General features: G+C 57.1%; 8 protein-coding genes. 2 read left to right on the top strand and 6 right to left on the bottom strand.

From position 1 onward, the window contains the following. Positions 1–8: 8 nt before the first annotated feature. Positions 9–2,621: a TonB-dependent receptor gene (locus G547_RS0102550; RefSeq protein WP_027328488.1), complete on the bottom strand. Its 2,613-nt coding sequence runs from the start codon at positions 2,619–2,621 to the stop codon at positions 9–11. A 268-nt stretch (positions 2,622–2,889) separates the two neighbouring features. Between G547_RS0102550 and G547_RS0102545 the strand changes: the two genes are divergently transcribed. Further along, positions 2,890–3,381 carry a DUF4112 domain-containing protein gene (locus tag G547_RS0102545; protein ID WP_051234654.1) on the top strand — a complete coding sequence of 164 codons (492 nt, stop codon included), beginning with the start codon at positions 2,890–2,892 and terminating at the stop codon, positions 3,379–3,381. Between the two features lie 21 nt (positions 3,382–3,402). Next, positions 3,403–3,561 (top strand): YqaE/Pmp3 family membrane protein, encoded by a 159-nt coding sequence (locus G547_RS22930; RefSeq protein ID WP_036186466.1) that lies wholly within the window; start codon positions 3,403–3,405, stop codon positions 3,559–3,561. 156 nt (positions 3,562–3,717) lie between these two features. Here G547_RS22930 and G547_RS0102535 read toward each other — a convergent pair whose 3' ends face one another. The 5 genes from G547_RS0102535 to pbpG form a co-directional block, all read right to left on the bottom strand. Then, positions 3,718–6,729: a TonB-dependent receptor gene (locus tag G547_RS0102535; protein WP_027328486.1), complete on the bottom strand. Its 3,012-nt coding sequence runs from the start codon at positions 6,727–6,729 to the stop codon at positions 3,718–3,720. Positions 6,730–7,236: 507 nt separating this feature from the next. After that, on the bottom strand, positions 7,237–10,233 hold the full coding sequence (locus G547_RS0102530; RefSeq protein ID WP_027328485.1) for a TonB-dependent receptor: 2,997 nt from the start codon (positions 10,231–10,233) through the stop codon (positions 7,237–7,239). 274 nt (positions 10,234–10,507) lie between these two features. Beyond that, the gene (locus G547_RS0102525; RefSeq protein ID WP_027328484.1) at positions 10,508–12,787 is read right to left on the bottom strand and encodes a TIM-barrel domain-containing protein; all 2,280 of its coding nucleotides are present in this window, start codon (positions 12,785–12,787) and stop codon (positions 10,508–10,510) included. Positions 12,788–12,820: 33 nt separating this feature from the next. Then, a complete protein-coding gene (locus G547_RS0102520; RefSeq protein WP_211224477.1) occupies positions 12,821–15,010 on the bottom strand; it encodes a hypothetical protein in 2,190 nt (729 codons plus the stop codon). A gap of 113 nt (positions 15,011–15,123) precedes the next feature. Then, complete coding sequence (gene pbpG, locus G547_RS19815; protein WP_084645563.1) at positions 15,124–16,128, bottom strand: D-alanyl-D-alanine endopeptidase; 1,005 nt, start codon at positions 16,126–16,128, stop codon at positions 15,124–15,126. Between the last annotated feature and the right edge of the window lie 67 nt (positions 16,129–16,195).

Genomic DNA, 16,195 nt, shown 5'->3' with positions numbered 1-16,195 from the left:
TCCCACCGTTAAAATGTTGCCCTGACGCCCAGAGAGAAAGTACGGCCGTAATCGGTGTAGCTCCTGAATTCATCGCCATCTACAAACTCCTGCTGAACTTCACCAGTAATATTGATGCCTTCCAGGTACACCTCCACCGCGTCGTTGAACGCAAAGGAGCTGCTGAAATCCAGGGAGCCGAACTCGTCCTTATTCTCTGTCGAAAGGGAGTTGGTTCCAATCTGGTTCAGAACACCATCACGCCAGCTATAACTGAAACGCAGTGCGAAGGGGCCTTTTTCATAAAAGATCGTCAGGTTGTAGCTGTTTTTGGCCACGTCCTCAAGGTCACCCTCAATGGTCTCGTCCCCGTCTACGTAAGTCGCGTTGGAGTCAGTGTAAGTATAGTTGGCCTGCACCCCGAGACCATCCAGCGGTTCGGGTAAACTTTCGAACACCTGTTGATAGGCCAGCTCCAACCCGGACACGTCGGCATTGGACCCGTTCACCTTAGAGGTCAGGCGATAGACTTCACCGTTGAACGCCAAGTCGGACATTTGCGTCTGAATGAATGTGGAAATATCTTTGTAGAAAAGCCCCGCGGTCAACGCAGTCACCTCGTTCGGGTACCATTCCAACGTGGCGTCGTACTGCCAGGCTTCGAACGGCTCCAGATTCGGATTGCCACCGGTAGCGGTCAAAATGTCTCCGGAGTTGAAGGTCAATCGTGGAGCCATATCCTGCAAATCCGCACGGGTAATGACTTTGGCGGCCGAGAGCCGAGTCGTCACCGAATCGGTGATATCCAGCGCAAGGTTAGCGGAGGGCAGAACGTTGGTGTAGTCACTGGTGAAGCTGACCGGTTGTGCTTCACCATCGACCGACGCGTAGCCACTGGAGGTCTGCTCTGTTTGTGAGACACGCACCCCGACATTGCCCCTCAGGATCATGCCACCGGCTTCAGTATCCAGGTCCAGCATCGCATAGGCCGCGTTGATGCTCTCGTCGATCTGATAGGAGTTGCGAAGATCCCCGTTGGTCAACGGCTCGTCCAGTTGATCGGCGCTGGGGAAATTCTCCCAGAAACGCGTTTCGTCAGGAATCAGCCACTTCTGGGGGAAACTGCCAGAGGCGTCCCCCAGGAAGTCGTCGACGGGGAAGTCCGTAAAATAGCTATCATCAAACGTGACTCCTTCGATCCCTTCGTACAGGCGGATGTCCCGACGGAAATAGTCGCGCGAGCGCTCGCGCAGTTTGACGCCGGCAGCAAAGCCGGTGAAACCGCCCCAGTCAAGATCGCGACGAGCATCAAACTGAACAAACTGCTCTTCATCCTCGGCCCGAATCGTACGCCACTCCAGTCGACGCCCAGGCCACTCTGACGGAGTGTTCAAGTCCGTATTGTTATAGGCAATGCTCGGCACGGATTCGCCATCCACTTTCGGAAAAAGGAACTCAAGCGCAATGCCTTCGGTACGACGAAAGCGGGTGCGGCGAATCGGGTCGGCATCTTCGCTATCGGCGACGGAGCGGAACAGGTCGGCAGACAGTGTCCAGCTATCGAGTAGCCACTCACCGTTGAGACCGACAGCCAGGTTTTCATCATGAATCCCCGAACTTTCTCGACCGATTTGCACTGAGCCGTTTTCGGTGGCGCCACCGACCAGCGCACCATCACGAATAACCGCTGACCCGGGAACCAGCTCATCATAGTTGTAGTCGGCGCTGTAGGTAAACTCGTCATAATTAACGTTCTGATCAACGTAGAGCACGTCCAGGTTAATATCGACATTATCCGCCGGGCGCCACTGAACCGCCGTGCCCAGGCCCAGACGTTCACGATCTTCAAACTCCAGTGTCGGCCGAATGCCTCCAGGGGTAATGATGGCGCCGGTGTCGGCGGATCCATCACCATCGGTACCGACTCCTTCCGGAATTTCGGTCCAGCCGAAATTCAGGGAGCGGTCCTGGCGAACACTTCGCTCGGCGTAGGCACCGGACACCAGAACACCGAAGCTCTTGTCATCATTGGTCCAACTGGCCAGGCCGGAAAGTCTGGGGTCGGTCTGCTCAGCAAGTTCCGAGTGACTGGCCTGGGCTGAAACCGCGACTTTGTCTTCCCCGATATTCAGGGGACGGAAGGTTTTCACGTTGACGGTACCGCCGATGGCGCCTTCGTCCATATCCGCGGTTGGGCTTTTTATGACCTCAACGCTGGACACCAGCTCCGCCGGCAAGGTGTCAAATCGAAACTGCCGGCCAAATTGACCGGAGGTGCGCACGTTTTCATTCACTGCCATTGTTCTGCCGTTGAGCGTTGTGACCTGAAAGTTGGAGCCCAAACCACGCACTCGAACATAAACCCCTTCACCGCGGTCCCGAACAATGGAAACGCCTGTGACTCTCTGAAGCGCTTCGGCAATGTTCTGCGCGGGAAAGTTACCAATGTCTTCCGCGATAATGGCATCAACCACACTGTCGGCGTTGCGCTTGGTATCAATGGCGGACTGTAAGCTTTGCGAAAAGCTGCCCCGGACAACAATCTCTTCCAGCATATCGGTGGAAGCCGCCTCTTGCGCCGAGGCGCCCGCGCTTGCCACACACAGAGCCAGTAGGCTTTTTCTCAAATATGGATGTTTCATGTGTACCCCAATATTGCTTCTAATGGACAGGTGCTGCTAAAAACCGGGCCCGGGTTTTGGCAGTTCTGGCTACCTAGAGACAAAGGGGCTAAAAAGGGGGACACAAAAATATTTATTTTTATCTTTCCGCGTTTTTACGGCCGCCTGTCACGAGTGCGTCATAAACATTTGTTGTCATACGCGGTTCGGCCCCACCCTTCGGTCCATCTGACAACACTTGATTCCCGTGCGTCGCACCCCCATAGTTTCGCTATCACAAGTGACAACGATGGGGATTGAAGTGGCGGACAAATCGACTCACAACCGTTCAAACCGGGGGCTGGACCGCTTGGCCTGGTATCTGGACAGCGCTGTCCGCATCCCCGGCACCCAAGTCCGACTGGGGCTCGACCCGTTAATAGGATTGGTTCCGCTGGTCGGTGACGGCATCAGTGCGTTGCTCTCGTGCTATATTCTCAAAGAGGCAGCGCAGATGGGGGTTCCGCGCTCGGTACTGATACGGATGGGCATCAATGTTGTTCTGGATGCCACGCTGGGCTCCATCCCGCTGATTGGGGATATTTTTGACGTCACTTGGCGGGCCAATCGGCGCAACGTCCAACTCCTTCAGGATTACGAGGCGTCTCCGCGAAAAACCCGAAACCGCAGCCGGTTTTTTGGAGTGATTACGGCACTATTGCTGCTATTGGTAGTCGTAGGGGCAGTGTCACTGGTCATTTGGCTGTTTGGGCTTCTATGGCAAGCGGTGACCGTTCCCTGACATTCTCGACCAGGAGGTTATATGGATTTTCTGCGAGTACTGCTCTCGATTCTTCTACCACCACTGGGGGTCTTCCTTCAGGTCGGCCTTAAGGGCCACTTTTGGCTGAATATTCTGCTGACGCTGGCCGGTTATGTTCCCGGTATTGTCCACGCGGTGTGGATCATCGCCCGACGCTAGGCTAGCTCTCACAGGCGGGTTTATGTACAGCACCAACCTTACAGGTGTCGCCTGTCGTCAACAGCTTTGGGAAACGTCATCCAAGTCGGGCACACGTAAAAAAGGGGCCATTTGGCCCCAGAAAGGAGAATTTTCAGCGGAACGGAGCATCCACCCTCAGAAGGTGGCTCTAAGCGACACGTTCAACCGGCGTTCGGTGAAGAAGAATTTGTCTTTCTGATCCTCCCATCCCAAGTAGCGCGTACGCTGCTCCTCGAGTAGATTGATTCCCTCGAAATTGATGGAGAAGGTATCATCAATGTCATAACTCATGGATAAACTCAGATCATCCGTGGGCGCTTGCCACACGGCGAGCGGCGTACCCCAAACGTCTGCCACCCACTCCAACTGTTTGCTGCGCCAGTTATGAGCCAGGCGTGCGCTGAAGCGTTCGTTTTCGTACCAAACGATAAAGTTGGTTTGATGTTCCGAGTTGCGCCCTTCAGGCAACTTCTGCCCATAGAAGCCGGTTTGTTCGCTTTCACTGGGAGAATAGGTGTAGTTCGCGGTAATACCGAAGTCCTCCCAGAAACCGGGCAGAAATTCCAAGGCCTGTTGATAGCCCACCTCGAACCCTTTGGTCTCACCGCCAGGCACCGAAACCAGCGTACTAGTGCGCACGGAGTCATTTCGGATCACCCCATCCGAATCCGCCAGATCGTCACGGATAATGTAGTCGGTAATCAACGTGGTCTCGTTGTCGCGATAGAACGCTGCTGCACTGAAAAGCCCCCCTCGGCCGAAATACCACTCATAAGACAAGTCCACATTTGTCGTGCGCTGAGGCTCAAGGTTGGGGTTACCGTTCTGACTGGCCGTATCCACGGTGAAAACCCCATCACCATACTCTTCGGTATAGAGTCGCTGCACGGTCAGACCCTGCCCCAGGTTATCCAGGTTGTGCATGGTCATTGCCTTGTTGTAGGCAAACCGCAACAGATGATCCGGAGCCACCGTCACTGCCAAATTGATCGCCGGCAGGAAGTCGTCATAGTCGTTGGGAGTGACATAAGTGCCCACGTTTTTGTTATCCCAACCAGACCCCATCAGGTAGTCTGTTCCGTTATAGGTAAAGGTCGTCTCGCCATCGACCTTTCCTTCGGTAATGTTGGAGGTGGTCTCCAGTTCGGTTTTGATGTACCGAAAACCCACATTACCACGGTAGGGGAATTGGCCCCACTCCCCTTCAAAATTCAGCTGCGCGTAAAGTGTTTGGGTCTTCTCCTCGACCTCATAGGAATTACCCGGGTTGGCATAATCAAAATTATTGGGGAACAGCGTGTTAGTGAAACTACGACCGTCCACCTTTGCCGGGTCAAGGTATAGAATGTCGTTTACCCCAGTGACTCCAGGATAATCCGACTCGGAAACCACATAATCTCGAATCATAGGATCCGAGAATTTGATGTTGTAGTAAGAGGTTTCACCCGTGTTGGGTGCCCCGCCGTCCGCATCTTTCCAACGGATGCCATACGGTTCTCCCGCCTGATTCTCCAGAAGTGCAATATTGATCCAATCATCGTAATCCACATCGCGCGTGCCCAGACGCACCCCAAAATCCACTGAAGTTAGATTAACGACATCCAACTCATAGGAGGCATCGAACCTCAGAACATCCAGAGATGCCTCACCATTCTGGCCGTACAGGTGATTGGAAACCAAACCGTACTGAGATATATCCGCCCCCAGATCAGAGGGCAGATCAAACACGAGACCGTCCCCCACAAACGCCACGCTCCCCACCACGGCGTTGCCTCTCGACTCGCCCTGTTCATTCAAAGCCGGGGTGCCGTCGGAGGCCAGGGCGGGGCTGCCGTGATAACCGCCGACGTTAACGGGCTCCTCCGTGCCATCTGGGTACGTGGAATAGCCGTTATGCTGAGTACCATCGGTGATATAGGCGTCCATCTGAAACGACATGGAATCATTGCTGGCATCGCCATGCACGTATCGAACGGTGGCGGTAAACGCCCCGCCATTGTCGTAGCTCAATTCCAGATTGGTGTTGAGTGACTCGCGTTGATCGAGTTGCTCATTGGAGTTGGGTACCACACGAAGGGCATTAATCTGCCATTCTTGCACGGAGTAAAAGTCGCCATAGCTGGCCCCTTCAGGCGCCTCTCGGCGTTCGCCGAAAACGGGATTGGTCCAGTCGTTCGTCCAGGCCCCGGTAACCGACAAGCCTCTCTGACGACGGCTTTGCTCCATATCCGTATAGAACGCTTCACCCAACAGCGAGATCGCATCGGTCAATTGGAATTGCAGAGAGCCATTGATGCCCAACCGCTTTCTTTGATTGACGCGGTTGGCCGCCGCGAACCCCTGATACTGAATGAAGTTATCCATCTCGCCATTGTTGTTCAGATCTTCCCCTGGCTGTGGCAACGCCCAGCTCTCGTTGGGCATGCCCCACCAACCGGCGTAGTCGCCACCATTGGAACCGGACTGGTCATCGCCCAGCGTAAAGTCCGAGTAGGAGGCGTTGAGCGTATAGCCCCAATCGCCGCCATTAAAACCGGTGAACGCCTGAACGCCATAGTCCTCCTCTTTCGTTCTGGAGCCGGTAGCCAATGTCAGCTCCGTGGAAGTGGTATGGCCTGCGTCGAGATCCAGAGGCCGATGTGTTTTGAGATTAATGGTGCCGGTAAGACCGCCAGTCAGAGTGGTTGCTGTGGGCGACTTCTGTACCTCAACCGCAGAAACCATGGTGGATGGAATATCCGTCAGGTCCGGCTGAACACCGGTAATGTTCCCGGCGGACAGAAACTGCTCGCCATTAAGCATGGTCATCACATTCGCTGAGCCCCGAATGCTCACTCGAGAGCCTTCGCCAGCGGACCGCTCGATTTGCACCCCGGTGACCCGTTGGAGCGAATCAACGATTGTCGAGTCGGGGAGTTTGCCAATGTCCTCCGCGGTGATCACGTCCACAACCGAATTCGCGTCGCGCTTTACGTCGATGGAGCGCTCCAAGGAGCGCCGGATGCCGGTCACCACCACCTGCTCAACACCGGGGGATGCTTCCTCCGCTTGGCTCTGGGCGAATGTAGGAACGCCCAGGGTAACCAGGGTGCCGGTGGCAATAGCGCAGGCTAGGCGGGTTTTTGAAAATCTGGGGTTGGTAGGCATAGTCATCCTCACTGATCAGATCGGGTTTACTGACGGTTATTGTTAGTGTTTGCTGAGTCGAAGTTATCGAACGCCAAGAGAGCCTTGGAGACGTAAACCGTTATTTTTGTAATCGGTTACAATAAATTCTATGCGATCACTTCCTGTAGAGCAAGCATAAATCAGATAAATATGCCTAGAATATTAAAAACAAGCAGAAGGACTAAAAGTGATGTTTTTGGCGACAATCAGCTAAATAAAGCCGACATTCTGGAATTTTAGTGACTTTGACTATAGAAAAGTGACACATTCCGCTCAGATGGCGGTCCAATGCTGGCCGAGTAAGATCGGCTTATATAAGCCCCGCAAAGATACCGATTACACAATGACCTCCTGCCAGGCACGAAAAATACTAAGCCGCCCCAGATCGAGAAGCGAGACAGTTTGGATGAGCCGGCTTTGGATCGATCATCCCGAAAGAAGGTGACCATTAAAAAAGGGGCCCGAAGGGCCCCATCAAGGAGAGTCTTACAGACGGGCCCGCAGGCCGATAGCGATGCGCCGCTCCTGCACGCTGATTGAGCGGAACTGACTTTCGAACTGTGCATAGTTGCGATAGTCCGTTTCGGTCAAGTTTGTGCCCTGCAGGTAGACGGAAATATTGTCGGTGATGTCATAGTTCACCGACGCATCCAGATACCCTGCCGCTTCGCTCCAGTTACCGAGGCTGATCGGCGCTTCGTTGGTGTTCAAACCGACCTGACCCTGGAAGATTTCGCTGCGCCAGTTGTAGGCGATGCGCGAACTCAACCGGTCACCTTGGTACCAGAGAATCAGGTTGGCCTGGTGCTCGGAGTTACCGTTCAGCGGGAAGGTGTTGCCTTCCAGATCTTGCGCACCGGAGTCGTTATCGGAGTAGGTGTAGTTGGCTTCCACACCGGTGTTGCTCCACAGCCCCGGCAGGAACGTCATGGCCTGTTTGTAGCCCACTTCAAACCCTTTCAGATCCGAGGCCGGTACGTTTTTGGTGGTCCAGATGTTGGCCGACCGGCGTACCACGCCATCAGAGTCCGGGTATTGACGCTGCTCCTGCAAGGTCTGAGTCGCACTTTCCACTTCGATCAGGAAAATACCGGCGCCCAGCATACCGCCTTCCCCGAAATACCATTCGGTCGAAGCGTTATAGTTGTTGGCACGCCAGGGTTCGACGTAGGGGTTGCCCTGATCGTTGCCGCCGCCAGGGCTGGTGACCACCTTGTAGCTGTCCCCGTTTTCATCAACCTGATTGCCATCTTCGGTGTACACGCGGTACTCCTGGAACCAGAGGGTTTCGCCCGAGCCGACATTGGTCAGATCATTGCGGGCCATGGTTTCGCTATAGCCAAAACGCACGATCACGTCATCTTTCGGGTAGAAGTTGATGTTGGCGGAGGGCAGCACGTCCGTGAAAGAGGTCTCAGTGGTTTCCTCACCGAGAGTCTTGTACATGATCTGCCAACCTTGAGGCTGCCCCTGAGTCGCGGGGTAACCACCCCCGTAGTAGGTGCCCTCCGCGGGAACCGACCCCTGGTCGTAAACCGCGTTGACCACTTCACGCTCGGTTTCCACAACGCGTACGCCCAGGTTGCCGTCAAACGGCACGCCCCAAAGGCCATCGACGTTATCGAAATTCAGCTGGAAGTAGGCGGAGGCCTCAGTCTCCTCAACCTCGTAGGCCCGGGAAGGGTCATTGAACCGTTGGGCGCCCGGATAGATGACGTTCATGAACCCGTTCAGGTCATCCAGACTTTTGGGATCAAGCGCCGCGACACCAGATTCCCAGCCCTCAAAGGGGCCGAAATCGTTGTAGGCGATCAACATTTCGCGCAGCTCGTCGTGCGGCTCCAGACCCAGCTGTTCGTTACCGGCGAAGTCGCGCCAGTCCGGGTATTGCTGCCATTTGTAGTCGCCCGGCAGTGGCTCAAACCACTTCTCTTCCGGCACATTGGGGTCTTCCCAGGTGGAGTAGTAGCCGGTGGGGGTCATGTAGATAAAGCGGTCATGCTCGACGTCACGACGGCCGTGGCGCACTCCGAAATCCACTGAGTAAAAGCTCGCAAAATCAAACTCGTAGGTGCCATCCGCGCGGAAAACGTCCAGACTGGCGTCCTCTTCGGTGCCATCGGCAAAGGCCTGGAACAGGTTCAGACGTTCGGCGCTGGACAGGTCATCCTCAAACGAAAAGCTCGGATAGTGAGAGCGGTAATCCACGGTCACCCAGAAAGGCTCGACCGGGTCGTCCTGGCCATCGCCGTCTTCATCCACCCAGTACCACTCGGGCGTGCCCTGTTGGAAAGTGGCGTTTTTGTAGGTTTTTTCTGCGTCGCCACGCACGTAACGAACGCTGCCCCGAAAGTCGCCACCGTCGTCGAAAGACAGCTCAATGTTGGTGTTGAGCGCTTCGGTAAAGTTCTGACGGCTGCGGGTGGTTGCCTGAAAATCCGGTGCTTCCACCACGGCCAGTTGAATCGTGTTGATCACCCGTTCGGGGGTTTCACCGGTCGCTGGCAGCACGGCTTCCTGCTGAGTGAGGGTGCCCGGGCGCAGTACATCGTAGGCATCGCTGTTGCTGCCGTTAAACTGGGTTTCCACGCCGCGATCGTATTGATCCATTTTGGTATAGAACACGTCCGCTGTCAGGCGCAGGGCATCGGTAAAGTCGTACTGAACAGACGTCGCTAGGCCCTGACGCTCACGCTCCATGACAAACGCATTCACACCGTAGCCACCCGGCACCAGGTAGCGGTCATTCAGATCGCCGTTGTTGTTCAGGTCCAGCGGGTCGCCGCCCTCGTTGACAAAGCCGAGGCGCACATCTTCCCAGATTTCATAATTGGCGGAATTGGAGTTGGACACAAAACCCGCCAAGGTGAAACCGAAACGGTCGCCATTAAAGCCGACAAAGGCGTTGCCACTGGCGTTGTCCTCTTCGGTGATGGAACCGCGAGAAGCTTCCACCGCGCCCACGGCGGTCCAGCCCTGCTCCAGATCGCGCGGACGTCGGGTTTTCAGGTTCACGACACCGGAAATGCCACCGGCGGGCAGCGCCGCCTGCTGGGATTTATACACATCGACACCGCCGATCATGGGGGCGGGGATGTCCGAGTAGTTGGCGCCGACATTGGTAATGGTCCAGGGACTCAGGAATTGCTCACCATTCAATGTGGTAAGCACTTGGGGCATGCCGCGCACGTTCAGGCTGGTGCCTTCCCCGGCAGTACGCTGGATCTGCACACCGGTCACCCGCTGGAGGGAATCGGCAATGGTGACGTCGGGCAGTTTGCCAATGTCTTCCGCTACGATGGAATCCACCACTACCTTGGAGTTGCGTTTGATGTCCACCGCCGCTTCTTGAGAAGCGCGAATACCGGTGACGACGATTTCCTCCAGTAAGTCGGCACCTTGCTCGGACTGGGCGACCGCACCGAGAGGGGCGGACGCGCAGCTCAGGGCGGCTACCCATACGGACAAGGCACGTTTGTTCACACTCTTTCTTATCATCTCTAACCTCTACTGCGTTGGGGCGGCGACAGGCGCCACTGCTGATTTATCGCTGTTATGGAATCCCATTCTCGGCAAAATTGTAACCGATTACAATTTTACAGATCAAACTGCTTTTAATATTTCATTAAAATCAATGGGTTAGATTAAGTATTGCTGAGGAGAATTGCAGTCTGAAAGGGAATTCACGCTCTATATGTATTCGTTTACAGAGAGAGCCCCCAAAACCCGCCCTGAAAGCGGGTCGGAGTACTTTATCTCAAAGCGTGACTCGGAGCTCAATGTCCTGGCCAGCCGACAGAGGGAGCGCGAGTATCTTCCGCTCCGCATCGTAGGTCGCCTCTGTTCGGGCACCGTTGAGCCACACTTGCGCAGGGGCCTGATCCAGGCGGAGCCGCACAACAGACGGCACTGTCAACGCTGGCGTCTGCAGTGTTACCTCATTCACGGATCGGGTGAGGGTCATGCGTTTCTCCCTATCTCCATCGAGGGCATCCACATAGGTAAATACGGTGTCCTGCCCCGGACGCCCCGGCAGAGCGTGAAGGATTAAACGGCCCTGTTCCAGCGGACCTCGCCAGCGGCGGTCGCTGCCACGATAGATATCCCCGGTGACATAGAGCGAATTGCCCCGAACAAAGACCGGGATGCGGTCGAACTCCGCCGTGACGCTGAGCGTCCGCTTTCCGTCAAAGGCGCGGGTAAGGTCGTAAAAGTCGTACCAATGACCCGCCGGCAGATAGACCGACCGCTGATCGTCCGGGCTCAGCATGGGTGCCACCAGAAACGCCTCGCCAAAGAGGTACTGATCCCACAGGTCGTAGGTGTGTTCGTCATTGGGATAGACGTAAGCCATGGGTTTCATCAGCACGCCGTTGGAGGCCGAGGTATTCGCCAGGGAATAACTGTACGGAATCATGGCCATGCGCTGTTCGGCAGCCTCACGGAAGACCGCCTGCAAACGCTCGGAATAGTGCCAGGGCACGCGGTCTTCCCCCTGCCCGCCGATGCCATCGAGTTTTATTTCAAACATGCCATTCCAGGCCCCCCACTGCAGCCAGCGGGCGTAGAGCTTTTCGTCAATACGACCGTCACCCAGATAGCCGCCGGTGTCCGAGCCCCAGACCGGAAAACCCATAAACCCAACGCGCATGGCATTGGCCAGATTTCCCGCCATGCCCTGCCAGTTAGGGCGCACATCGCCACCCCAGACAGCGCTCAAAAAGGGCTGGGTCCGGTGATAAGCGGCACGGGCGAAGTTGAACTGGTTGTCGCCGTGGGCGCCCCGCAGAAACTGGTCGATCACTTTGGAGTAAAGATAGACATAGGTGTTGCGGGTTTGCGATTCCGGCACCGGCTCGTGCCAGAGGGCGGTCATGGGAAAGTTTTCATCCGCGCGGTCCATTTTATGGCCGCGAATGCCCACGTCGTACTGCAGGGTTTGCAAACGGCGCTCGAATTCCACCAGCGCTTCGGGGTCGGTCAGGTCGATATAGGTCCGGTGATTGGGAAGCAAACCGGGGAAGTCGGTATCGCCGAAAGTCATGGGGCCAACCCAACTCATCACCTCCATGCCATAGTCGCGGTTGATCGTACCGATCCACTCTTCGGGGTCAGCAAAGGCTTCGGTGAAATTCATTTTGGACCATTCGTGCCCGCCGTCACTGTAGGGCCGGTCAACGAAGGTGGCGGTCAGCGGGATACGAAGCGCGCTGAAATGTTCCAGGTCGGAGAGAATTTCCGCTTTTCCGGTGTTGTAGTCCCGCCACACCACCGGCCCTAGAGCCCAGAGGGGAACCGATTTGGGCTCGCCGATCACCTCGTAGTAACGCCGGTGAATGCGTTGCCCTGTCGGGCCATGGATAAGATACCAATCCAACGCGTCGGTCTGGTGGTAAACGTGAGTCAACCCGCTTTGCGCGAACCGATACTCACCTTTGGCGAACGTATCGAAGAAGCTGCCATAGCCGGCGCTGCTGATGTAGAACGCCGAAAAGGCCGAGGCGTAGTTTTCCGCGTAGTCGCGCTCGCCCTGATGATAGACATCCACAGTCACGGTTTCCCCTCGCAAGTCCGGGCTTTTCCGATTGTCCGGGTAGAGCTTTTCGAGCAAGCCAAAATAGTGCTCGTCCCGATCCACCAGATTGATGCCGATGTGGTGGAAGCCTGGGTGGGAGGCCTCAAAGTGAAAGCGGCCGTTCTCTTGCGTCACCATCACACGAAGACGTTCGGGAAAGTCGTGGGTGTAGCCATCTTCTCCCTCCAGCACGACGTCCAGTCGAGCCTGCCCGTCGCTCGAACCGGACGGCTTGACCAGCTCGGTAATCGTGCCTTTGACAAAGTTGAATTCGAACGAGTCGATGGTGGCAAATACTTCGCCCCGGTACTCAATGTCCAGCCCGCGCTCACCCAGTGACAAACGGTAGTCTCCGCTTTGCCAATGGTTTTGATCGCTGGTGGGTCCCTGGGTCGCGCAGGCCCCGAGCAACAATAATGCCAGCAGCCAGAGGCCCAAACCGTGTTGTCTCAAGTGATGCATTGTGTTTGCTCCAGTGCTGTATCGGCCCGTCAATCAGGGAAGAGGGTGTAGCTGCTCGTAACGCACGTTCCAGTCTTCCGGGAAGCCCGGCGCCGGTCTATTCGAGGCGCCTTCCCAGCCCGCTGCCATCATTGCCAGGGCGGTGAGCAGGCCGCCGTTGCCCGGCAGATACAACGTCAGGCGCTCATTCTGATAATTGTGGCCGTTGTTCAGGTACCGGTTTTTCTGCACATCCATCAACAGGGCGTTTACCGCCTGCTCGGGGCGACCGAGGCGAGCGGCGCTCATGGCGACCATGGGGTAATCCCACCCCCAGGTGTGATCCCAGTTCCACGATGCCAGAACCGCGTCCAAGGTATCGCCCATGGCGCTCTCGTCAATCCCCGCGCCAGGCAGCATGCCGTAAGCACCGAGCATGGTCGGGTGGTCACGGCGGTGTTTGGCATCGCCAAAGGTATTCAGGGCGTTTTCCGAGTTCTGGTACAGACCGTTATTCATGGGGTAGGCCGACAGGTTGCCCAGCACCTGGTCCCATTTCGGCTGGCGCTCCAACCCGAGCCGCTCTCGCCACTGCTGGGCCACTCTCAGGCCATAGCGCCAGTAGGCCAGCTCGAAGGTGGGGTTGAAGGCTTCGGAGGGCGGGTAGATTTCCTGCCCGGGAATCAACGGCGGCCCCAGTCGGTACCGTTGCTTGTCCGGCTCCCAGATCGGGTAGTCCGCCATAAAGGCAGCGGTTTCAAACACAATGTTCCGGTAACGCTCGAGCACTTCCGGGTCTTGCCCGTGGTGTTGATACAGCAGTTCAGCGTAGTAGATCGGATGGGGTTGTTGCCAGATCAGAAATACGCCGATGCTCGAGGGACTTTCCCGCCCATCGGGCCCGACCATTTTGGGCCAGCGCGCGCCCTCGTAGCCCTGACGCTGCGCTTTTTCTTGGGCGGCGACCAACGCCGTCTGATACCAGGGAAGGCTTTTCTCAAACAGCTCCGGGCGATCCCAGAGTACGTAGTGCACCCCATGCCACCAGTGCATTTCCAGATGAAACTTGCCGAACCAGCTATTACCGGTCAGCCCGGTTTCTGCGGGCGGGAGTGAGCCGGCGGTCTGAATCGCCGTGAGGTAGCGCGAGAGCACCGCCCGCCGCTCCAGTTCCCGGGCCCGGGGGTCATCGGTGCCGGAGAGGTCCAGGGCGCCCCCGCTTTGCCAAAAGTCTGGCCAGTGCTGGGCGCTGGCCGCCAGCGTCTGCTCGATGTCAGCGGTATCGGCCGCAGGCGGCGCTTCGCTGAACTGCACCGTCAACGCCAACTCGTTCTGGGAAGTCGAGAGCCGGAATTCATGTCGCGCCGGCTGACTGACGGTCGCCTCACCTTCCCAGCTCACTCGCACAAAATACTCAGTGTTATCGAGACGACGACGCAGCAACAGGTACTGCTGCCCCTGCTCGAATACCAGAGTGGAGTGCCGGTCAGGCCGGGACCAGTCCGCCGTTGGTGTTCCCCAGCTCTGAGAGCCGTAGGGAAACGCCAGTTTCACCTGTACCTGCCCGCTGGCCAGCAGCGGCGACTGAATACGGGCGGCCACTTGGTCCAAGGACGGATGCACTACCGTCTGGACTGACACCGGGGTCTGCTCCAGGGCGAACCGGCTGTCGAGTACGCCTCGCCATAGGTCCAACTCCTGGTCAATCTCGGTAAGTTGCTCCGGGCCGACGGCCTCACCGTCGCCCGCCGTCATGGCCAAGCCGATCTGGCCCAGGTGCAAACGGTGGGGGTTGGCCCGCAGCCACTGACCGGCGGGGGATTCCATGTCGGCTGCGTAGGTAACGGGGCGGCCGTCGGTGTCATAGCGCTGAAACGTGTCTGACAGCTCGTACCCCCGGGTATTCGCCTCTGAGTGCCACCCCCAGTGGGACTGGGTGGCGAGCGGAATACCCGATTCGTATTCAGCGGGAAAGGTTTGTAGACCAGTGACATCCGCCGTAAACGCAAACTCGCCATTGCCCAGAGAAAACGGCGACAGCGGATTCAGCGTCTGAACGGATGGATGGTGGCGCGTCACCAAGGCCTGGCGGTCAATGGGCGGCTCGGATTGGGAGCGCTGATGCTGACAGGCCGAGAGCCCGGCCCCCATCCCCAAAGGGATCAGCAGCGCCGCTGCCCAGCCGAGCAGGTACCAGTGCCGACGAATGGACGATTCTGATTGAGAGATCAATGGTCGACTCATAGAGCCCCCGGAGTGGGTCGTTATTATATTATGTCTTATTGACTATAAGAACATATTTTTTGCGCCGGGGAAAGGTGAGCCCAGGAGCTATGGCTCGCGGGGCTCTCTGTGGGCTAGGGCTTGCCCGGCGACTGTACGCCAGCCTGGGTAGCACCAGCAGACTCATTGCCCGATGCCTCGGTGCCAGCGGTTTCAGCACCAGACACTCGCTCCTGCCACTTGCGCACCGTTTCCTCTTCGTACCGAACGGCAGCGCTGGCCACCGAACCGCCCTGCCCGGTTTCCAGCCACCGCCGGATCCGGCCCGCGTCCCCCAGAGGCGTGCGGGTGCCGAAGGAATTCAGCAACACAATGGCGGTGGGCTCACCTTCGATGTCTGCCACCATCACCAGGCAGCGTCCCGCCTCGTTCAGGTACCCCGTCTTGGTCAACGCCACGTCCCAGCGTGAACTGTGCACCAAGGGGTTGGTGTTGCCGTAATAGAGCGAATAGTCCGGGTTGCGGAAATGGACGGTATGACGCCCGTCACCACTCAGGTCTCGCAAGGCTGGATTCGCATAGGCGGCCTGGGCCAGCTTAAGCAGGTCCGACGCCGTGGATACATTGCTCTCGGACAGACCGGAGGAGTCCACAAAATGCGTCTTCGTCATTCCCAGCGCGCTCGCTTTCTCGTTCATCGCATCGATAAACGCATCGTAGCCGTCGGGGTGGTGGCGGGCGAGCAGATAAGCCGCGTAGTTTTCCGAGGACATGACGGCAATCTGCAGCAGATCCCGACGCCGAGCCTCGGAGCCGGGGCGAATACGCGAAAAAGCATTATTGGCCGCCGGGAAGTGGCGCTTTTCGACCGTAAGCCATTCGTCCAGGTCGGCGTCTGACTCCAGAACCACCAAGGCGGTCATCAGCTTGGTGACCGAGGCAATTGGCATCACCCAGTCCCCCCGCTTGGCAAACACTGGCGCCGGGGCATCAATCGGGGCCACCGCCGCTCCAATGGACGCCAGCTGCAAGGAGGAAGGGTCTGGCTCGCTCTGGGCCAGCGAAGGCCCTGCCAACACCGCCAGGGCACAGCTGGCCAAGCGAAGGCCAAGCCGGCGATAGAAGGATGTTCGGCACATAGCCGTCAATCGTTTTGTCATTATTGCGTTCTCGCACTCACACAATGTTCTTCGACAGGTTACCATG

It is taken from the genome of Marinimicrobium agarilyticum DSM 16975 (assembly GCF_000423345.1).
Lineage (GTDB): Bacteria > Pseudomonadota > Gammaproteobacteria > Pseudomonadales > Cellvibrionaceae > Marinimicrobium > Marinimicrobium agarilyticum.
The sequence above is the reverse complement of the archived record's forward strand: the minus strand, read 5'-3'. Positions and strand labels throughout refer to the sequence as shown.

Bases quoted from the DNA above. Each gene is read 5' to 3' on its own strand.
- G547_RS22930 (WP_036186466.1), top strand. From the start codon at position 3,403: ATGGATTTTCTGCGAGTACTGCTCTCGATTCTTCTACCACCACTGGGG.
- G547_RS0102545 (WP_051234654.1), top strand. From the start codon at position 2,890: ATGGGGATTGAAGTGGCGGACAAATCGACTCACAACCGTTCAAACCGG.
- G547_RS0102525 (WP_027328484.1), bottom strand. From the start codon at position 12,787: ATGCATCACTTGAGACAACACGGTTTGGGCCTCTGGCTGCTGGCATTA.
- pbpG (WP_084645563.1), bottom strand. From the start codon at position 16,128: ATGTGCCGAACATCCTTCTATCGCCGGCTTGGCCTTCGCTTGGCCAGC.
- G547_RS0102520 (WP_211224477.1), bottom strand. From the start codon at position 15,010: ATGAGTCGACCATTGATCTCTCAATCAGAATCGTCCATTCGTCGGCAC.
- G547_RS0102535 (WP_027328486.1), bottom strand. From the start codon at position 6,729: ATGCCTACCAACCCCAGATTTTCAAAAACCCGCCTAGCCTGCGCTATT.
- G547_RS0102550 (WP_027328488.1), bottom strand. From the start codon at position 2,621: ATGAAACATCCATATTTGAGAAAAAGCCTACTGGCTCTGTGTGTGGCA.